The organism is Shewanella oneidensis MR-1, from assembly GCF_000146165.2.
GTDB lineage: Bacteria > Pseudomonadota > Gammaproteobacteria > Enterobacterales > Shewanellaceae > Shewanella > Shewanella oneidensis.
The window spans coordinates 2,801,969-2,821,092 of the sequence record NC_004347.2; the positions used below are offsets into that span (position 1 = coordinate 2,801,969).

The following is a 19,124-nucleotide window of genomic DNA, read 5'->3' on the forward strand; positions in this document are numbered from 1 at the left end:
ATGAACTACGAGTTCCGCGAACAAGATGTACTGCTGCCCTATCAAAAGCGTTGGATTGCTGATGAATCGCCGCTCAAGATCGCTGAAAAAAGCCGACGTACAGGTATCACTTGGGCAGAGGCTGCGGACGCTGCATTAACAGCATCTAAGTCTAAAGCTGCTGGCGGGACTCACCATTTTTATGTTGGCTCTAATAAAGAAATGGCGCGGGAGTTTATTGATGCTGTGGCCATGTGGGCCAAGGCATTTAACTATGCTGCCCAAGATGTGCAAGAAGAAGTGTTTCTTGATGAAGATGGCAACAAAGAGATCCTAACTTTTGTTGTGTACTTTGCCTCGGGCTTTAAGGTGCAAGCGCTATCCAGTAACCCGTCAAACTTACGGGGTATGCAGGGTAATGTGACCATCGACGAAGCCGCATTCCACGAGCGCTTAGCCGAAGTACTTAAAGCCGCATTAGCGTTAACCATGTGGGGCGCAAAGGTGCGCTTAATCTCAACCCATAACGGCGTTGAGAACCTATTTAATCAGCTGGTTAATGATTCCCGTGCAGGTAAAAAGCGTTACTCGATCCATACCATCACCCTTGATGATGCCTGCCGTGACGGCTTATATAAGCGCATTTGCCAAGTCAAGGGTAAGACATGGACACAAGCAGAAGAAGACCAATGGAAAGCAGGCTTACTTAAAGATACCGCTACCGAAGAAGACGCATTAGAGGAATATTACTGCGTACCCAAAAGCGGCGGTGGGGCCTATATCCCACGCGGCCTACGTGAACGAGCAGCTGTGCTTAATGTGCCAGTGCTACGTTTTAATGGCTCTACCACATTTAATCAGGCGAGCGAATTTGCGCGAATTGGTGAGATGCAAGAATGGCTAGAGCGTGAAGTTGCCCCAGTACTTTCAGAGCTACCCACTAACTTGCGCCATGCGCTTGGGGAAGACTTTGCCCGCAGTGGTGACTTAACGGTTTATGCGCCCATAACAGTGCATGACAATACCACTCGTGCGGTACCGTTTTTAGTTGAACTTAAAAACGTACCGTTTAAGCAGCAAGAGCAAGCGCTGTATTACATTTGCGATCGCTTGCCTAGGCGTGATGGTATCTACCTCGATGCGCGGGGTAACGGCCAGTACTTAGCCGAGCAAGCCCATTATAAATATGGCGCTGAGGTAGTGGAGGTCATGCTGTCGGTGGCGTTCTACCGCGAGAACATGCCGCGCTTTAAAGCCGCCTTTGAAGATAATGAGTTGCTGCTACCCAAGCATGAGGACGTGATTACCGACCTTGGGCAAATTCAACTTTATCGCGGTGTGCCGAGTATCGATGATAGCCGCACCACTGGCAGCGATGGCAATAAGCGCCACGGTGATAGCGCGGTGGCGATCTTCTTAGCCTTTTTGGCATCTAAAGCCGATATCACCCGCTACGAACTGCACACGATTAAAGCTGATGTTGACGAAAACCATTGCCGCTTTTTTGGTACCGCCGCCGAGAACAACCGTTTTGATGATATGGCCACGCACGATATGCGCGGCAAAGGGATAAGACTATGAGCGCCATTATTGACCCATCAACAGGCAAGCCATTTAAAGCCGATAAGCAGATCATGGGTGAGGATATTGCCCGCGCTTATACCACGGGCATTCGTAACCCACGGCCTACAAGCGTGGCATCTACAATCACGCCACAGCGTTTGGCGGGTGTGCTGCGCTCAGTTATAGATGGTAACGATCCTGAAGCCTATATGACGCTGGCAGAGGAAATTGAAGAGCGCGACTTACACTATGCCGCCCAGCTGCGCACCCGCAAGTTTGCCGTGGCGGCAATAACGCCAACGGTTGAAGCGGCCAGTGATGATGCCATCGATGTACTGATGGCAGAACGCGCCCGCGAGATCATCAACGATGACCAAATCCCTGAGCTTTTTTTCGACTTGCTTGATGGCCTAGGCAAAGGCTTAGCCGTGGTGCAAATCCTGTGGGATACCAAATCAACCCCATGGAAACCGCAAGACTACAAATGGGTAGACCCGCGCTACCTACGCCAAGACCAACAAACGCTTGAACAGATTTTATTAATCAGTGAAGACGCACCAATGGGCGCGGAGCTTGAGCCTTATAAATTTATCATTCATACGCCCCGTTCAAAGTCTGGCAGCGTATGGCGCAATGGTTTAGCGCGGCTTGTGGCAGTGATGTATATGCTTAAGTCATTTACGGTTCGCGATTGGTGGGCCTTTGCCGAAGTGTTTGGCGTGCCGGTGCGTGTAGGTAAGTATGGCGCCAATGCCAGCGAATCAGATATCAGCACTTTGATTAATGCGATTGGCCGAATCGCCAGTGATGCCGGAGCGGTAATCCCCGAGTCGATGAAACTGGAACTGATCGAAACTGCCAAGGGCAATGGCGGCGATACCCTATTTGAAAATATGGCCCGTTGGTGCGATGAGCAAATCAGTAAGGCGGTCCTTGGCCAAACCATGACCGCCGATAACGGCAGCTCACAATCGCAAGCTACAGTTCACAATGAAGTGCGGATCGATATTGCTAAGTGGGATGCGCGCCAGCTTGAAGCCTCAATCAACGAGTACTTGATTAAGCCCTATATCATCCTGAACTGGGGCGAGCAGCTGCGCTATCCCAAGGTACGAATTAAGGTACCAGAGCCAGAAGATCTACAGCTGCTGGTTAATAGTCTGACTCCATTAATTGACCGTGGGCTTAAAGTTAGCGCCTCAGAAATGGCAGATAAGCTTGGCTTGGGTACCGTTGATGCTGATGAAGATATTTTGCTACCGTTCCAAACCGTTGGTATTCAGGCTATGCCCACCGCATTAAACCGCGCCAACAGCCAAACGATTGCCATTAACCAAGTGCGCAATACGGCAGAACGCGAGATTGATAATCTGGCCAACGAGGCGATGGGCGAATGGGAGCAAGTGGCCGAAGAGTTTATGAACCCGATTATTGACCTTGCCAACAAGTCAGCTAGCTATGACGAGTTCGCCGCAGGTTTACCAGCGTTGCAACAGCAGCTGGGCGCGGAACAGTTTATTGCGCAAATGGCGCAATATATGTTTCAGCTACGTGGCCTAGGAGATGCGCAAGATGGCTGATCCATTAGTCCCCAAGGAGGCGCTTGAATGGTTTAAAAGTAAAGGCATTAAGCCTGGCTTCGACTACCGCGATGTATGGAAGGAAGAACAAGCCAATGCGTTTACCGTGGCCAAGATGCTAAATGCCGATTTACTGGTTGAGGTTAAGCAGCTGGTTGAAGATGCCATTGGCCAAGGCCAAACCTTTGAGCAGTTCCGCGATATCCTTAAACCGCTGCTCGTTAAGTCGGGTTGGTGGGGCGTGCAGACCATGCAAGATCCATTAACCGACGAAACCAAGCTAGTGCAACTTGGTAGCGAAGGCCGCATCAAAACCATTTATAAAACCAACATGCGCACCGCTCGCAGCGCTGGCCAGTGGGAACGAATCCAGCGCACTAAGCGCACTATGCCTTATTTGCTGTATCAACTGGGGCCAAGCGAGCAGCACCGCATCGAGCACTTAAAATGGAATAACACCTTGTTGCCTGCTGATGATCCATGGTGGGATGTGCATATGACGCCCAACGGTTGGGGCTGCAAATGTTGGATACGGCAAGTATCACAGTATGAAGCCGATAAACTTATCGCCGCAGGCACAGTTAAAACCACAGTACCCGCCAGCAAAAACAAGCAATGGGTAAACCGTCGCACCGGCGAAGTTGAAGTACTGCCGGAAGGAATTGATCCAGGATGGAACTATAACCCAGGTAAAAACCGTGAAAAGATGTTAGCCGCCGACCTCGCTTTAAAAGAGTCGCGAATGCGTCAAACGCTCGCTAACGGCTCTTAATTTAAAATCCTTACGATGTTACTCACAAAAAAGGTTAAACAAACCTGACGCGATTTAAACATGGTTTAAACATGGTTTGGTTTAGTATTTCTAGTGACGATTAAATATTTTTATCTTTTTATAAAAAATATTGGTTTTAGTTGTTGACTTGTCCCGTATCGGGACGTATTATTTATCACATGAGCTAAGCAATGGTGCGAAGCGAAATGGAGATAATGACCATGAACAGCAATGAAATGATTAAAGAATGTCGCAAGTTAGCAAAAGAGCAAAAAATCGAATTCAAACGCAGTAAGAAGGTAGGGACCATAAACGGGAAAGCCTGCTATGAGTTGGAGAGTGGTATTCAACATAAAACTTTGCACCAAGGATGCCTAAATACAATTTATGAAACATTGTTGAGTGCAGCCTGTGCTAATCAATAATGAAAATAAAACCGAGCAACTAGCCGCGCTGGTTGCTCAAGCTGGCGGGGCTCGCAAAGCCGAACAGCTGATTGAATCAGTTCGCGGTGCCGCCCCAAGTAAGTCAGCAATTGACCGCGCCATCAAAGGCGGTGGCACTGAGTACAACATCAAGTGCATGATTGACGACTTAACCATTGCTTTATCAAACCTTCAAAATGAAAGCGGATTGTAATCATCCGCTTTTTGTTTAGACTATCAATTCCTCCTCATCCACTCTTCTAACACCTTTAAAATCAACAACCGAGGTTATTTTAGCTCGCTCGGTTTATCCGCTTAATCTGAACTCCGACATATTTCTTATGCAAAAAGTTTCGCATATCAACCCACACAGGAGGTTGCTATGTAACCCTTAACGGAGTTCTTACCCATGCAAGTAAAAGCGCTTACCGCACTTTGCTTCAACATGATGGCACTAGAAGCTAATGCCCCAGGCATTTGGCTGCCGATGATCCCCGCTGGCACTTTTCAAGGAGTCGATGGCCGTTCATGGATGAACCCTAATCCTGACGGCATTATTGCGGCGTTTACCAAAAAGCGGCCGTTCGACGTTGAGCATGCGACTCATATCAAAGCACCCAAAGGCGAAGAAGCCCCCGCCAGTGGTTGGATTACCCAAGTGGAAAACCGCGCCGGTGAGATTTGGGGCTTTGTTGAATGGAATGCCGAAGGCCGCGAACTGATTGAGGAAAAGAAGTACGCATTCTACTCCCCCGCGTTTGCCCATGATCCAGACACAGGTGTTATTTACAGCCTAGAGAGTGCTGGCCTAACCAACTCCCCCAATTTAAATGTACCCGCACTTAACCGACAAGAGGACGACCCCATGAAGCTGCCAAAGCTTTTAACCGATCTGCTCGGCCTTGGCGAAGACGCCACCGCAGAGCAAGCCGTTGTGGCGATCAATGCCATCAAGCAAGACAAAGAAATTGCCCTGAACAGTGCTAAACAAGTTGATCTCAATTTGTATGTGCCAACCAACACGTATCAGCTGGCACTTAACCGTGCTGAATCCGCCGAAGCCAAGCTTGGCGAGATTGCCAAGGCTGAAATTGAAGCTTTGGTTCAAAGCGGTGTTGATGCTGGCAAAGTCGCGCCAAAGGACAAAGAAATGTATCTCGGCCTGTGCAGCACGCAAGCGGGCATCGAGCAGTTCAAAGGCTTTTTAGGTACCGCGCCAGTTATTGCCACTAATGCGCAAAAGAAAGTGCCAGCAAGCAAGGATGCTCCTGAGCTTGCAGAGCATGAATTATCCCTGTGTCGCAAAATGGGAATCTCTAAAGAAGAGTTCCTTGCGGCTAAACAACAAATGAACGTAGGAGCTGAGTAATGGCTACTGAAGCACAAGTATTAGAAGCACTGCAGGCCACGATGTCAGCGGCCTACACCCGCGGTTTGTCAGCAGCTAAACCGCAATGGAACATGATTGCCACGGAAGTCCCTAGCGCGGGTGCGGCAAACTTTTACGGTTGGTTAAAAGACTTGCCTGGGATTGTTGAATGGACAGGTGCCCGCCAGTTGGCGAACCTTGGCAAACATGGCTATTCAATCGAAAACAAAACCTTTGAAAGCTCGATCTCTATTTCTCGCGACAACGTAGACGATGATCAAATTGGTCAGTACAGCGTGATTGCGCAAAACTATGGCGATCAAGTTGCTTACTTCCCAGATACCTTGGCCTATCCATTGCTCAAGGCAGGGTTCACAACCCTGTGCTACGACGGTCAAAACTTTTTTGATACTGACCACCCATTAGCCACTACGCCAGCCACTACGTTCTCTAACGTGATTGGTGATCCAGCAACAGATACTGGCGAGCCTTGGTTCTTGATTGACGATACCAAAGTGCTAAAGCCGATTGTGTTCCAGAACCGTCGCCCATTCGTGTTCAAAAACATGAACCCGAATGAAGAGTACACCTGGTTTAACAACAAATATGCAGCGGGTGTTGATGGCCGTTGTAACGTTGGTTTCTCCTTCCCGCAGTTAGCTATCGGCTCTAAAGCAGCATTGACAGAAGCTAACTACGCAGCCGCTAAAAAGCTGTTGTTAAAGATGAAGAAGGTCGACGGTACACCAATTGGTACCCGTGCCACTAAGTTAGTTGTTGGCCCTGACAACGAAGCCGCGGCGAAGAAACTGATTAGCCGCATGCTGATCGAAGGTGGCGATACCAACATCTATTACAACGATGTTGAGATTGTGGTTTCGCCTTTAGTTACTGCATAACACCAAGCCTCAGCATGGATAACTTTGGCGCATGGACGCGCCACCCAAGGAGCCATTATGACAATCGCAGTGCAACTTAATACAACCTCTTGGGTTTTGGTATCTAGCGCCGCTGCTGGGTTTATGGAAAACCAGACTGGCAATGTTGCGTTAATACGAGTTGAAGATACGCCGCCAGCCAACACTGACTCAATGGGGCATCAACTTAAAAATGAAGACGGTTTGGGGTGGTCACGCGCTACCGCTAAAAACATCTATGCCCGTTTGCTGGTTGGGCAGGGATCAATGATTGTGACAGAGGGTTAAGCCATGTTTTTTAAGGGTGCGCCACTAATCAGCCAAAGCGCTTCTCCTTTACCAGTAGACTCGCTGCTAATGCGTTCAAGCTATGTTTCATCGGGTACGACACTAAAGCAAACACTTGCAGCAAGTAACGTTCCGCAAACCATCTTATTCAATAAGTTGTCGTTACCGTCTCCCGATTTAATAGTTGATTTGGTAACTGGTGAAGTCACTGCCGTTAAAGATTATGTCGGCATGGCCAGCCTCAACTGCATTGTCATTCGCGAAAGCGGCAGTGGCAGTGATGCGCTGTGGGGTGTGTTTGTTGAAGTGTTTGATAGCGCTTCTGGTACGTGGGTTAAAGCTCAAGACAGCTTGCGTGAGCTGACTTTATCGCGAGATATCGAAGACGAAGTCAGGCCAATTGATTACACATTGGCGGTCTCTTTCCAAGCAGGGGCAAAGTTTCGCTGGCGACATTACACCAGTGATGCTAGTCGCCAAGTTTCATTAATTGCAAAAGCAGCAACAGCAGTATTGCCTGGCGCAGCGGCGGCAATCATGAGTTTTTGGGGCGTTAAACCCTAATCGCTGCCCATTTAAACCTGATTTAAAAGGAGTTCAACGTGAGTGAACCACAAGCCAAAACCCAAACGCGTTCGCGCAAAAACGCAGGACAAAGCGTGTCAACAACAGCAACAGTGGCACAAGATCCCCTGCTGCAAACGCAGAAAACCGAATCGCAAACAGTAGTTAATAGCGATGCTGATAAAGCAACAGCTGACGCAGAAGCCAAAGCCAAGCTTGAAGCAGACACGTTAGCCAAGGAACAGGCTGAACAGGCGGCTAAGCAAGCTGCTGAACAACAGGCCAAAGACGAAGCCGAAGCGAAAGCCAAAGCGGATGAACAGGACAAACTAAACCCCACTAATCAGGACGGTTCAAATGAAAAGCCATTATCCAAAAATCCATCTTATCTTAATGTCGCTGGCGGTAATGATCTCGCCATTGTTGGAGCCTTTACAGTACGCGCTAAAGCGGACGCAGGCTTTTGGCGCTCTGGTGTGCAGTTCCATCGCCTCACAGAAACTCTGGTGCTCGTGGTTGATGGAGATCATGTCAGCACGGACGACGTATCTACGCTTGAGCCTGACGCTAAACACGTTGTGTGTCTTACTCGTGAAAAGGCTGAGCGTGTCCACCGTGAGCCGAACTTGGTTGTGGAAGACGTTGACCTCGAAACCCTTATCGACCCAGCAAGCGTTATTGACCTAGCTAGCAAATAACTCAAGCTAGCAAATAAAGAGGGCGGCAGTGATGGCAGTTTATGCAACTAAACAAGACCTGATTGATCGTGATGAGTCGATGCTGTGGAACTTTGCAATTGATCGCACCACAGGCGAGTTAAACGATACCTATATCAATCAGGCATTAGAGCAAGCGGACGATGAGATTAACTCATTTATGACCCGCTACGCGCTGCCCTTGGCCACAGTGCCAAGCATGTTGAATAAGCTCGCCATCACTATTGCATTTTACTGGCTAGCGGATCGTGACCAGCAAGCCACCAACTTACTTGAAGAGCGTTATAAAAACGCACTGGCCACATTAAGAGAAATTGGATCAGGTAAGCGTGACTTAGGTTTACCACAGGCAGATAAGCCCACCGAAACCAGCTTAGGCAAAGTCGAACTGGTTCAGGATAACGAGCGTTTGTTTACCCGTAAAAGCCTGAGTGGGGTGCTGTAATGTCGCTCAATGTTGAGGTGTCAGGGGTTGAGCTGCAACGTTATCAGCAGCTCATGGATACCCTTGGCGACCCAAAGCACAAGGCCGAATTGTTGGATGCCCTGGGCGGCATTGTTGAAAGCCAAACTCGGAGACGTATTGCTGATGAAAAGTCTGCGCCTGATGGTTCTAGTTGGCCTGCTTGGTCCGACGCTTATTCCAAGACCCGCCATGGTAATCAATCGCTGCTACGAGGAGGCGGAGATCTTCTCGACTCCATTCAGTACATCGTGGAAAAAAATCAAGTTCGCATTGGTTCCCCACTGCCTTACGCCGCAGTGCATCAAGACGGCTTTAGCGGTGCAGTGCAAGTGGATGCACATACGCGCCTTATTACACAAGCCTTTGGTAAAGCATTGGCGTTTCCGGTGTATCAGCAAGTAAGCGCCTTTACTCGGATGATGAACATCCCTCAGCGCGAGTTCTTGGGCTTAAGCCGCGACAATCAGCAAGAAGTGTATGCGGTGCTAGGTAGCTTTTGGGGTGACTTAATGGCAGGTGCAGCGCAATGAGTAAGCCAGATTTTGACACGACAGGCTCAACCGTGTGGGCGTGTGATCAAATAGTCACTTACCTAAAGCCCGAGCTTGAAGGTACAGAGCGCCAGATTGATCGCGTTCAAACAGTTGAACGCCACATTGGCAAGTTTGATACACCAGCGGACGTAAAACGCTGGATAGCTAATCGAGATGGCGGTGTGCGCATTGCGGCGGTAAGAGTGCCGCAGTACGAAACCGTCGGTGGCCGCTTAATTGGCACGGTTAATTTTACTGCCTATGTATTTACCACTGACCAATTTGGCTACCAAAAAGATACCCGCGCCGAAGTGATTGCTGGCCGCATTGCGGGGCTGTTATTGCGTAAAGGTGCGCTACCAACAGCCTATGGCCGCGCCGATGGTGTGCGGGGAGATAACTTATATAGCGCTCAAATTGACGAGCTTGGCCTTGCGATTTGGTCAGTGAGTTGGACGCAACAATGGTATCTGGATGTACCAATCGATCCAGACACCTTAGACGACTTCCTCCGCTTTGGCATTAAGGCCCAGCTAGCCGATGGTGCGCCAGAGTTAGAAGGCTTGGTTGATTTACCACAATAACCGACAGGATTGACCTATGTTGATTTTAATTAAACCCGCAAAAGCTGCGGTACCAGTACGCAAGCCGAACGGCGAATACCTAAAAGCCGATGGCGAAAAGGTTGAGCGTTCATCATTTTGGGTACGTCGCTTAAACGATGGCGATGTAGTCGAACTTAAAAAAGCGAAAGCAGGAGCGTAAGCATGTCACTCGGTAGCATTCCTAACGATATTAAAGTCCCTCTCGTTTATATCGAGATCGACAACTCAAACGCGCTGAGCGGTACACCTGCACTGGCGCAAAAGGTATTAGTGATCGGTCAGCAACTTGGAACCGGCACAGCCAGCCCACTAACCCTTAACCGCATTACTAACAGCGAAAGCCAAATGGATGCGCTGTTTGGCAAAGGCTCGATGCTGGCGCGCAGCCTTAAGATGTTCCGCAAGTCAAACGACTATACCGATGTGTATGCCTTGGGGGTTGCAGACTTAAGCGCAGGCAGTGCCGCCAAGGGTGAAATCACCATTGCTGCTACCACAGCCAAGGCGGGCGTGATTGCCTTGCTTATTGCGGGTGAGTCGGTGCAAGTGGGTGTGGATGAAGCGGCAACTGCTGCGACGATCGCCACGGCGATGATTGCTAAGATCAACGCTAACACTAACTTGCCTGTTACTGCTGCACTTAAAGCGGCCACCACTGAAACGGTAGAGCTTACCGCTAAGTGGAAGGGCCAAACTACTAACGATATCGATATTCGTTACAACTACTACGACGGCGAGCAGTTGCCGCAGGGCGTGACCTTAACCGTGGTCGAAATGACGGGCGGTGCCGGAACGCCAGATATGGATGCCGTTATCGCCGCTATTCCAAACGAGTGGTACAACCATATCGTAATGCCATACAACGACACCCAAAGTATGAACAAGCTGCGTGATGAACTAGTCAATCGTTGGGGGCCGCTCAAGATGATTGAGGGCATTGCTTACACTGCGTTCCGTGGCACCTTTGCCGAGTCTGGCGCGTTTGGTGTGGCTCGCAATGACTACCTGTTTACCTGCATGGGTACAAACAAAGCGCCCCACTCACCATGGGAATGGGCTGCTGCCTACGCTGGCCAAGCCTCTTACTCACTGGGTATTGATCCTGCTCGTCCACTGCAAACGCTGGTGATGACAAGCCTGTTACCGCCAGCAAAAGAAATCCAGTGGGACCCAACCGAGCGCAATCTGTTATTAGGTGATGGCATTGCCACTTATATGGTAACGCCAAGCGGTGAAGTGGCGATTGAGCGCGAAGTGTCTATGTATCGCGAAAACAGCTACGGCGATCCAGACCCAAGTTACTTGGATATCACCACGCCAGCGACCTTGGGATACCTGCGTTACTCGCTGCGCGTAATGGTGACTAATCGTTTCCCGCGCCATAAGTTAGCCGGTGATGATGTGCTCGCACGACTTGACCCAGGTCAGCCAGTCGTCACGCCTAAGATCATGCGTAACGCTATGCTCGAATTGGCAAACAATGACTGGGTACCAAAAGGATTAATGGAAGACTTTGACGGCTTTAAAGAGACGCTTGAAGTGTATCGCGATAGCAGCGACCAAAACCGCCTTAACTGCGTGTTCAAGCCTGATATCGTTAACCAGTTCCGTATCTTTGCTGCGTTGATGCAGTTCAAACTCTAATTAGGGAGCGATCACAATGGGACAAATCCTAGGTGAAGTGGTTATTCGTGCCAACAGCAAACAGCTTAAAACGAAAAAAGGCTCTACGTTAAACCCAGGTGGTTACACTCGCACCCCACATGTTGGCCCTGGTCGTGTGTGGGGCCAGTCTAACGAGTACACAGTGCCAACCATTGCGGTAGTGATTGCGGCTGATGAAGATGTTGATGTTATCGATATCAACAACATCACCAACGCAACCCTAACGTGGGAGGGCGATAACGGTGTGGACTACATGATGACAGATGCAGCCCCACAGGCACCTTTTACGGTTAGCGATAGCGGTGATATTACAGGCACGTTCCAAGGTAACAAGGTCGAGCGTATCTAATGGCCGTTCTTACCTTTGAATTACAAAAAGGTTTTCAAGTGGGTGAGAACACCCACTTTGAAGTCGGCCTTCGTGAGCTTACGCCAAAAGATGTATTTGATGCGCAAATGGCTTCAGAGCATGTGACTATTCTTGATAATCGCCCATATGCCTATATCAGCAATGCTCAATTTGGTATGGAACTATTGTGTCGCCAAGTTGAATTTATTGGCTCTGTTAATGGACCGTTTACAGTCAAAGAACTTTTAAAGCTAGACATAAAAGATTTTGAGTTATTACAGGCCAAGTCTGAAGAGCTAGATAAAATGATGATCCCGCAAGAAGTATTGGATGGTATTTCTCAACGGGGGGAGCATTAAGCAGCTCACTGACTCACTTGAAGTGATGCTTTTTAATCTTGGTGGGCGATTCCCTGTCAGTGAGCTGCAAGTAAAACCTATTCGCCATTTGTTATTGCTCTGTTTACGACTAAGGGGATCGTCCAATGTCTAAAAAGCTTGTTACCGATATTGTATTAAACCTATCGGGTAATTTATCTGAAAAAGCCATTCGTTACGGCGATCAAATAAAAAATCTAGGCGAAAAGAGCAAAGTCGGGTTTGGGATGATTAGCTCTTCTGCCGCCGCCGCTAGCCGTGGCATTGATACCTTTGGTAATAGAGCAATTTTAGGTGTTAGTGCTGGTGCGATAGCCTTTGAAAGAACCTTTATCAAAACAGCTGCTGAATTTGAGCGTTATCAAATCATGCTTAATAAGCTGCAAGGCTCTGAGGCCAACGGCTTAAAAGCCATGGAATGGATCGAGAAGTTTACTCAAGAAACCCCTTACGGCGTAAACGAGGTGATGAACTCGTTTATTCGTTTAAAAGCATTTGGCTTAGACCCAATGGATGGCTCGCTGCAAGCAATTGCTGACCAAGCGGCAATGATGGGCGGTACCGCTGAAACGGTTGATGGTATAGCGCTAGCATTGGGGCAAGCTTGGACAAAGGGAAAATTACAAGGTGAAGAAGCATTACAGTTATTAGAGCGCGGTGTTCCTGTTTGGGATTATTTAATTAAAGCGAGTAAAGATTTAGGTAAAAATAATGGTGTTGGATATACAGCAGCACAATTACAAGATATGGCATCTAAAGGATTACTGACTCGTGATGCTATTAAGTCGCTTATAAAAGAAATGGGTAGCGCTTCACAGGGTTCATCTAAAAAACAAATGGAATCATGGAATGGCATGATTTCAAATATGGGTGACGCTTGGACAATATTTAAAAAAGATGTAATGAGTAGTGGCGCATTTACTGTATTAAAAACTGAATTGGGCGGTGTTTTAAAACAATTAGATGAAATGAAGAAAACAGGCGAGTACGACAAGCTTGTTGAAAAAGTAGGTAAGGATTTAGTCGAAGGATTTAAAACAGCAGCAGAAGCAGCTAGAGGTTTAAGGGACGTAGGTCGTGATTTATTGCCCATTCTTAAGGCTATTGGTTCTGGCGCTTCGGCCATTGCTGATGCTGTTGGTGGTTATGAAAACTTAGCAAAGATTTTGTTATCTGTTTACATGCTAAATAAAGCGCTACGAATCGGTGCTCCATTGTTAAAAGGTGCAATTGGTGCGGGTGGTTTTGTATTTGATAAAGCGACAGGCGGTTTAGGTGGTAAAGGGAAAGGCGGTATTTCTGACCTAGGTGTAATGCCTGTTTATGTAGTCAATATGGGTGCGGGTGGTATGGGCGGTGGCTTACCTGATGGTGTTGATCCAACAGGTACTAAAAAGGGAGCGTCAAAAGCTTCCCGTATTTTTAATCTTCAAAATCTTGCGGCTCTAGGTACTGTTGGATATGCGGCCAATATGACTTATCAAAATCCTGATGACTGGTTACCGTTTAATCTACGCCGTAAATCAGAGCTTGATCCTACGGCATTGCATGGCATCCCCGCTGCACCTGGTCTGCTTGATGTGCTCGATGACTTTAAAAGATGGTTTGCGGGTTCGCCCTCACCCGATGCCGCCAATGTAGTAAATGCAATGAATACCGTTGGCAGCAAGTTGGCGCTGGATATCTCGGTATCGGATGACCGCATTAAAGTTAAGCCTAAGTCTATCCCGCCTGGCATTGTGATCGATGCCGACACCGGCACCAACTAACCGAAATTAAAGGAGCGTTAAATGGCATTCGAAGACCGTTTAACCGCCTCGTTTCGAGGCGTTGAATTTTTACTCGAAGAGGCCGATGGTGAAAGCGGCCGTCGTGCGATCCCCCACGCGTACCCCAAAAAAGAAATTGGTTACACCGAAGATAACGGCAAAGTACTCACCCAAGAGCGTATTAGTGGCCGTGTAGTGGGTGCCGACTATTTTGAGCAATTGCAAGCACTGCTTGAGGCATTAAATAAGCAAGGGCCAGGTGAATTAGTTCACCCTTGGTTTGGTATTCGCAAAGTTCAAATTGGCAAGGTTAGCCACAAGCTGATTAATCGGGTTGATGGTACCGCCACTATTAGCTTTGAAGTGTTCGAAGTCGGTGAAAACTTATTTCCTACTGCTAAATCGGATACCGCTAACCAAGTTAATACTGAGGCTGATGCTACAAAGGATGCAGTCAATAACGCTTTTGAGGGGGACTTTGATACAGGCACTCTAGACGGTGCCGGCGATATGGTAGATCAGTTTTTAGATGACCTCGATGAACTCACCCGCGGCTTGCCATCATTACCAGATGACTTACGCCAGTGGACGGATCGCTTAATGCGCACTAAAGACAGCGTAGGTGAGCTGCTTGCGTACCCTGGCGATTTAGCGCGTGAGACCATGGGCTTATTAGAAGACGTTAAGAGCGTAGTAAAAGACCCGATCCGCGCCCTTGATGTTTACGCCAATGTTCAAAGCCGTTGGCAAGGTGCTCGGGCAGAACTCGCTATTACGGGCGGCTTATCGCGCAATATCGCCAGTGAAGGCGGCGTGGCTTCGTCCGTACCTAAGTTTGCTAACCCCTCTAAAAATGCCGTGATTGCGGCCAATGCTGAGGCATTTAAAACCCTAGCATTACATAGTTCGGCAGTGTCGCAATGTTACGCCTTGGCCAGTGCTGACATAGTGCAAAAGCTGGATGATACCGAGCAAACCGTCGAGAGCTTATCGGGTGCAGAACGCAACGCTATTTTAACGGGCCAACAGCTTAAAAGCCTAGGCTATGGCATTGCCGACACTCTAGCCACTTATGCTGCTGATGCGGTTGAGGCTGGCAGTTCTGCCGTGTGGCGACAAATGCGCAAGCTACGCCAAGCAGTGCTTGCTGATACCCGCGAACGCGCTGAGCTATTACCGCAGGTAAGCTTATATCAAGCTAAACAGTCGGTGCCTGTGGCATTGGTGGCATGGCAGCAAACTGGTAATACCGAGCGCCGCGATAGCATAGTGCAGCGTAATGGCTTTGCTAACCCTGCGTTTATTTTGCCCACTGATACCGTAGAGGTGATCAGCTAATGAGTGAAGAGATTGTATTAAAAGCCGGTGGCAAGATTTACCAAGGTTGGACGAAGATCGGCATTACCCGCTCGCTTGAGGCGATGTCAGGCGCATTTGATTTAGAGATGACCTATAAGTTTCTAGGTAACGATGCGCAGTACAAAGCTTTTATTGAGCCGATTAAACAAGGCCAAGCTTGCACTGTGGATATTGGCGGCGAACGAGTGATCACCGGCTACGTTGATGACTGGGTACCAAGCTACGACGAGTCAACTATTACGATCAGTGTGAGTGGCCGCGATAAAACCGCCGACTTAGTTGATTGTTCTATCGACTACCCAAGCGGCCAGTTTAATAATCAAACCCTCACCCAAATTGCAGATATCGTGTGCAAACCATTCGGCATTAAGGTGATCGTTAATACCGATGTGGGTGAGCCGTTCCAACGTATTCAAATCGAGCAAGGCGAAACACCGCATGAGCTGCTCGCGCGTTTAGCTAAACAGCGTGGTGTACTGCTAACCAGCGATACCTTTGGCAATTTAGTAATCACCCGTGCCAGCAAGACTAAGGCGGGGGTATCGTTGATTTTGGGTGATAACGTAAAAGCCGCTCGCGGCCGCTTTAGTTGGCGTCAGCGCTTTAGTAAGTTCACCATTAAAGCCGCAGGTGCTGCCCATGGCCAATGGGATAGCGCCGGTTTGCCCACAGTTGGCGGCATTAAAGCCGATGTAACTGATAGCGAGATTGGCCGCTATCGCCCGTTGATTATCGTTAATGAAGAAGTGACCACCGCAGAGGGCGCTGCTAAGCGCGGCCAGTGGGAACGCCAACGCAGCATTGGCAAATCCAATATGGCCGAGTACACGGTAACAGGTTGGCGTATTCCGCAAACGGGAAAGCTTTGGAATATTAATACCCTTGTGCCGGTGATTGACGAGATTATGGGGCTGGATGAAGAAATGCTAATTGCCTCGATCCTCTTTAGTGAAGACGATGCAGGCCGCTTAGCGGTGATTAGTGTGGTACGGCCTGACGCGATGGATATCCCAGCGCAGATCGTAAAAGATACCAAGTTAGGCGGTAGCACATGGTAACTGAAACCTATATAAATAAGCTGCTTGCACCTATCCGACGCCGCATTACTGGCATGCTCACCCGTGCCGTAGTGAGTGGCATTGTAGAAGACCTACAGCGGCAAAATCTGCAAGTAAAAATGCACGCGGATGAATCAGCAGATAACATTGAGCGCTTTCAAAACTATGGGATGAGTTCGTACCCGCCAGAGGGTGCGGAAGCCATTGTTGCGGCATTGGGTGGCGCGTTATCTGGTTTAGTGGCAATTGCGGTTGAAGATAAAAAATTTAGGCCAAAGGGTGAAAGCGGTGATGTTTTTCTATACCATCTTGAAGGGCATAAGATACGCTTAACCAAAGACGGCAAAATCATCCTCACCGCGCAGGATGTGATCTTCGAAATCGAGAATTCCTTCACCATATCAACAACCGACGTTATTTTTAACGCCTCAGGTTCGTTCACTATCATCTCACCAGAAACATTAATCGACGGCCCGTTACACGTCACTGGTGATATCTCAACTGACTTGGGAATAACAGCAGTTAATGGCATTACTTCAAACAGTGTGATCACTGGTTCTGATTTAAGCGCTAATAACATTAGTTATCTAGGTCATATCCATAAAGACGCAGAGAACAGGCCGACAACCGCACCTGAATAGGTTTGTCAGCTATGAGCACCATCTTTTCTAAGATGTTGGAAAACACAGGCGTTATTGTTGAGGGTGGAATCGATGGTGAGATTTCCACCCTTGCTTTGATATCACTGTTTACCGATGCCCGCGCCGATGACTCCGACACTTTACCCGATAATTCAACCGACCTACGCGGCTGGCCAGGTGATACTTTTTCGGCTTCGCCTTGGGGTTCTAAGTTGTGGTTGGTGTACCGCGAAAAGCTTACCACCGATACCCGCAATAAAGCCGTGAAATACGCCCAAGATGCGTTAGCGTGGATGCTACGTGATGACGGTTATGGCGTAACCGCTAAGAGCGTGGTGGTGACAGGTTCTATCCCGCAGTTTCAAACCTTGGCTTTACATATCACCATCACCAAGCCAGATGATGAAGTGATTACTTTTACTGTGTCAAAACGTTGGGAGACGCAAAGTGCCGTATAACGTACCAACGCTACGATCACTTATTGAAAGCGGTTTAATCGACATTGAAGCGTCGTTAGATACCATTCTGCCTAAGTTTGGTATTGAGCAGGCGCTGAATACCTCGGTAAGCGCCTCAGTGCGCGACCTATATGATTACCAAAGCTGGATAGTGCGGCAGATCATCCCATCGAATGAGTCAGAAGACCAAACCATTATTGATACTGCACGCTATGAAGGCGTGATCCAAAAGCTTGCCAGTAGCGCAGCTGGCCCCGTGACGTTCGCGGGTAATGTGGTAATCCCTGTTGATACTGTGATGACCCATGCAGATGGCCGCTTATATCGCGTAACGCTATCGAATACGCCGTCAGGCGGCAATGTGGTGGTGCAAGTTGAAGCGGAAGCAGCAGGTGCCGCAGGCAACCTTGTTGCTGGCGAAACGCTTACGCTAATTTCGACAGTGCCAGGCATTCAACCTAATGGCATTAGTGGCGGCTTAATTGGCGGTGCCGATCTCGAAACACCGGCTAAAGTACTCGAGCGTTTATTGTTCCGTAAGCGCAAACCGCCAACAGGGTCCTCTGTGCATGACTATGTGGGCTGGTGTCGTGAAGTGGCAGGCGTAAATCGCGCTTGGGCGATTGATTACTACCAAGGGCCTGCAACGGTTGGTTATGCGTTTGTTTTTGATGACCGAGTGGATATCTTGCCAACGTATCAAGACCAAGTGGCAATGGCTGATTATATCTATCGCCATCCCGACCCAGCCACAGGGGACGATGTTGGTCGCCCTGGTGGCATTGAGGCGGTATATATTCCGCTCACGCTGAAAACGACTAATCTTGCGATCACTATTACTCCTGATAATGCCGATTTACGCGATAGCGTAACCGCGAGTATTCAAGGTTATTTTAAAACCTTAAGCCCGGGTTCAACTCTATTACTAAGCGCAGTTCGCACGGCAATAGGTTCAACCATTGGTGTGACTGATTACACCTTGGATTTAGCCGCAGATGTTACCGCCACTACCACCGAGCTACACGCATTAGGAGCCATTACATGGGGCACTCCGTAGCACAGTGGACTAACGCCTTATTAGCGCAAATGCCACGCGGGGTATTGTGGCAGCGCGCAACCTCGCTCGACTTATATAAGTACGCCCAAGGCTATGCCCCACGGCTAGAACGCGCCGAGCAAAGCGCCGATATTTTGCTGTTAGAGATGCGCCCTGAAACTACCTTGCAGCTATTGGATGATTGGGAAGAGTACTTAGGCTTACCTGAGTGCGCGGCCGAGCCAGTATCGAATATTGAGTACCGCCGCTATGCCGTAATTGAGAAGTATCACCGTAAAGGTGGTCTGCAAGCGTGGAACATCCAAAAGCTTGCCACTGACTTAGGTTTTACTGTTGAAGTGGATGAGGCGTTTCCTCACCACTGTTTAAGATCCTGCACATATCCACTATGGCCACCGCAATATCGTTACATCTTAAGAGTGACGGTTTACGGCATCCCAGGTGCTTATATGACCTGTTTGGATGATGTGTTAACGCCTTTGCTAACTTCAGATGCCAGAGTGCTCGAATGCACACTTAATCGCTACAAAGTTGGTGGGCTTTATTACGAGTTTTATTACGCCGTTTAGGCAATTTTATTAGCAGAAAAATCGCTTTAAACAGCGTTTAAACCC

24 protein-coding genes are annotated in these 19,124 nt (G+C 48.6%); all 24 read left to right on the forward strand.

Annotated features, from left to right (window positions below; all coding sequences use genetic code 11):
* The gene (locus SO_RS12365) at window positions 1–1,560 is read left to right on the forward strand and encodes a terminase family protein (protein WP_011072626.1); all 1,560 of its coding nucleotides are present in this window, start codon (window positions 1–3) and stop codon (window positions 1,558–1,560) included.
* Entirely contained in the window at window positions 1,557–3,122 is a 1,566-nt protein-coding gene (locus SO_RS12370) for a DUF935 domain-containing protein (protein WP_011072627.1), read from the forward strand. The genes SO_RS12365 and SO_RS12370 overlap by 4 nt, the downstream gene beginning before the upstream one ends.
* Entirely contained in the window at window positions 3,115–3,894 is a 780-nt protein-coding gene (locus SO_RS12375) for a phage head morphogenesis protein (RefSeq protein ID WP_011072628.1), read from the forward strand. The genes SO_RS12370 and SO_RS12375 overlap by 8 nt, the downstream gene beginning before the upstream one ends.
* Before the next feature lie 221 nt (window positions 3,895–4,115).
* Window positions 4,116–4,319 carry a hypothetical protein gene (locus SO_RS12380; protein ID WP_164925725.1) on the forward strand — a complete coding sequence of 68 codons (204 nt, stop codon included), beginning with the start codon at window positions 4,116–4,118 and terminating at the stop codon, window positions 4,317–4,319.
* Window positions 4,306–4,533: a phage protein gene (locus SO_RS12385; protein ID WP_011072630.1), complete on the forward strand. Its 228-nt coding sequence runs from the start codon at window positions 4,306–4,308 to the stop codon at window positions 4,531–4,533. Before SO_RS12380 ends, SO_RS12385 begins: the two co-directional genes overlap by 14 nt.
* 195 nt (window positions 4,534–4,728) lie before the next feature.
* The gene (locus SO_RS12390; protein WP_011072631.1) at window positions 4,729–5,688 is read left to right on the forward strand and encodes a phage protease; all 960 of its coding nucleotides are present in this window, start codon (window positions 4,729–4,731) and stop codon (window positions 5,686–5,688) included.
* Entirely contained in the window at window positions 5,688–6,587 is a 900-nt protein-coding gene (locus SO_RS12395; protein WP_011072632.1) for a Mu-like prophage major head subunit gpT family protein, read from the forward strand. The genes SO_RS12390 and SO_RS12395 overlap by 1 nt, the downstream gene beginning before the upstream one ends.
* A 57-nt stretch (window positions 6,588–6,644) precedes the next feature.
* Complete coding sequence (locus SO_RS12400; RefSeq protein WP_011072633.1) at window positions 6,645–6,893, forward strand: phage protein; 249 nt, start codon at window positions 6,645–6,647, stop codon at window positions 6,891–6,893.
* Between the two features lie 3 nt (window positions 6,894–6,896).
* The gene (locus SO_RS12405) at window positions 6,897–7,457 is read left to right on the forward strand and encodes a phage protein (protein ID WP_011072634.1); all 561 of its coding nucleotides are present in this window, start codon (window positions 6,897–6,899) and stop codon (window positions 7,455–7,457) included.
* A 38-nt stretch (window positions 7,458–7,495) separates the two neighbouring features.
* The gene (locus tag SO_RS12410; protein ID WP_011072635.1) at window positions 7,496–8,155 is read left to right on the forward strand and encodes a phage protein; all 660 of its coding nucleotides are present in this window, start codon (window positions 7,496–7,498) and stop codon (window positions 8,153–8,155) included.
* Window positions 8,156–8,186: 31 nt separating this feature from the next.
* A complete protein-coding gene (locus SO_RS12415; RefSeq protein ID WP_011072636.1) occupies window positions 8,187–8,618 on the forward strand; it encodes a gp436 family protein in 432 nt (143 codons plus the stop codon).
* The gene (locus SO_RS12420) at window positions 8,618–9,169 is read left to right on the forward strand and encodes a phage virion morphogenesis protein (protein ID WP_011072637.1); all 552 of its coding nucleotides are present in this window, start codon (window positions 8,618–8,620) and stop codon (window positions 9,167–9,169) included. Before SO_RS12415 ends, SO_RS12420 begins: the two co-directional genes overlap by 1 nt.
* Entirely contained in the window at window positions 9,166–9,756 is a 591-nt protein-coding gene (locus tag SO_RS12425) for a hypothetical protein (protein ID WP_011072638.1), read from the forward strand. Before SO_RS12420 ends, SO_RS12425 begins: the two co-directional genes overlap by 4 nt.
* A 16-nt stretch (window positions 9,757–9,772) precedes the next feature.
* Window positions 9,773–9,937 (forward strand): DUF2635 domain-containing protein, encoded by a 165-nt coding sequence (locus SO_RS12430; protein ID WP_011072639.1) that lies wholly within the window; start codon window positions 9,773–9,775, stop codon window positions 9,935–9,937.
* Between the two features lie 2 nt (window positions 9,938–9,939).
* On the forward strand, window positions 9,940–11,421 hold the full coding sequence (locus SO_RS12435) for a phage tail sheath subtilisin-like domain-containing protein (protein WP_011072640.1): 1,482 nt from the start codon (window positions 9,940–9,942) through the stop codon (window positions 11,419–11,421).
* Between the two features lie 16 nt (window positions 11,422–11,437).
* The gene (locus tag SO_RS12440; protein ID WP_011072641.1) at window positions 11,438–11,791 is read left to right on the forward strand and encodes a phage tail tube protein; all 354 of its coding nucleotides are present in this window, start codon (window positions 11,438–11,440) and stop codon (window positions 11,789–11,791) included.
* A complete protein-coding gene (locus tag SO_RS12445) occupies window positions 11,791–12,150 on the forward strand; it encodes a phage tail assembly protein (protein ID WP_011072642.1) in 360 nt (119 codons plus the stop codon). Before SO_RS12440 ends, SO_RS12445 begins: the two co-directional genes overlap by 1 nt.
* A 125-nt stretch (window positions 12,151–12,275) precedes the next feature.
* A complete protein-coding gene (locus SO_RS12450; protein WP_011072643.1) occupies window positions 12,276–13,937 on the forward strand; it encodes a tape measure protein in 1,662 nt (553 codons plus the stop codon).
* A gap of 21 nt (window positions 13,938–13,958) precedes the next feature.
* The gene (locus tag SO_RS12455; RefSeq protein ID WP_011072644.1) at window positions 13,959–15,275 is read left to right on the forward strand and encodes a DNA circularization protein; all 1,317 of its coding nucleotides are present in this window, start codon (window positions 13,959–13,961) and stop codon (window positions 15,273–15,275) included.
* On the forward strand, window positions 15,275–16,354 hold the full coding sequence (locus SO_RS12460; protein ID WP_011072645.1) for a phage baseplate assembly protein: 1,080 nt from the start codon (window positions 15,275–15,277) through the stop codon (window positions 16,352–16,354). Before SO_RS12455 ends, SO_RS12460 begins: the two co-directional genes overlap by 1 nt.
* The gene (locus SO_RS12465) at window positions 16,348–16,995 is read left to right on the forward strand and encodes a phage baseplate assembly protein V (protein WP_011072646.1); all 648 of its coding nucleotides are present in this window, start codon (window positions 16,348–16,350) and stop codon (window positions 16,993–16,995) included. The genes SO_RS12460 and SO_RS12465 overlap by 7 nt, the downstream gene beginning before the upstream one ends.
* An 11-nt stretch (window positions 16,996–17,006) precedes the next feature.
* Window positions 17,007–17,453 (forward strand): phage GP46 family protein, encoded by a 447-nt coding sequence (locus SO_RS12470; RefSeq protein ID WP_011072647.1) that lies wholly within the window; start codon window positions 17,007–17,009, stop codon window positions 17,451–17,453.
* Window positions 17,443–18,510: a baseplate J/gp47 family protein gene (locus tag SO_RS12475; protein WP_011072648.1), complete on the forward strand. Its 1,068-nt coding sequence runs from the start codon at window positions 17,443–17,445 to the stop codon at window positions 18,508–18,510. The genes SO_RS12470 and SO_RS12475 overlap by 11 nt, the downstream gene beginning before the upstream one ends.
* Window positions 18,495–19,079, forward strand: coding sequence for a YmfQ family protein (locus tag SO_RS12480; RefSeq protein ID WP_011072649.1), 585 nt, complete (start codon window positions 18,495–18,497; stop codon window positions 19,077–19,079). The genes SO_RS12475 and SO_RS12480 overlap by 16 nt, the downstream gene beginning before the upstream one ends.
* The last annotated feature ends 45 nt before the right edge of the window (window positions 19,080–19,124 follow it).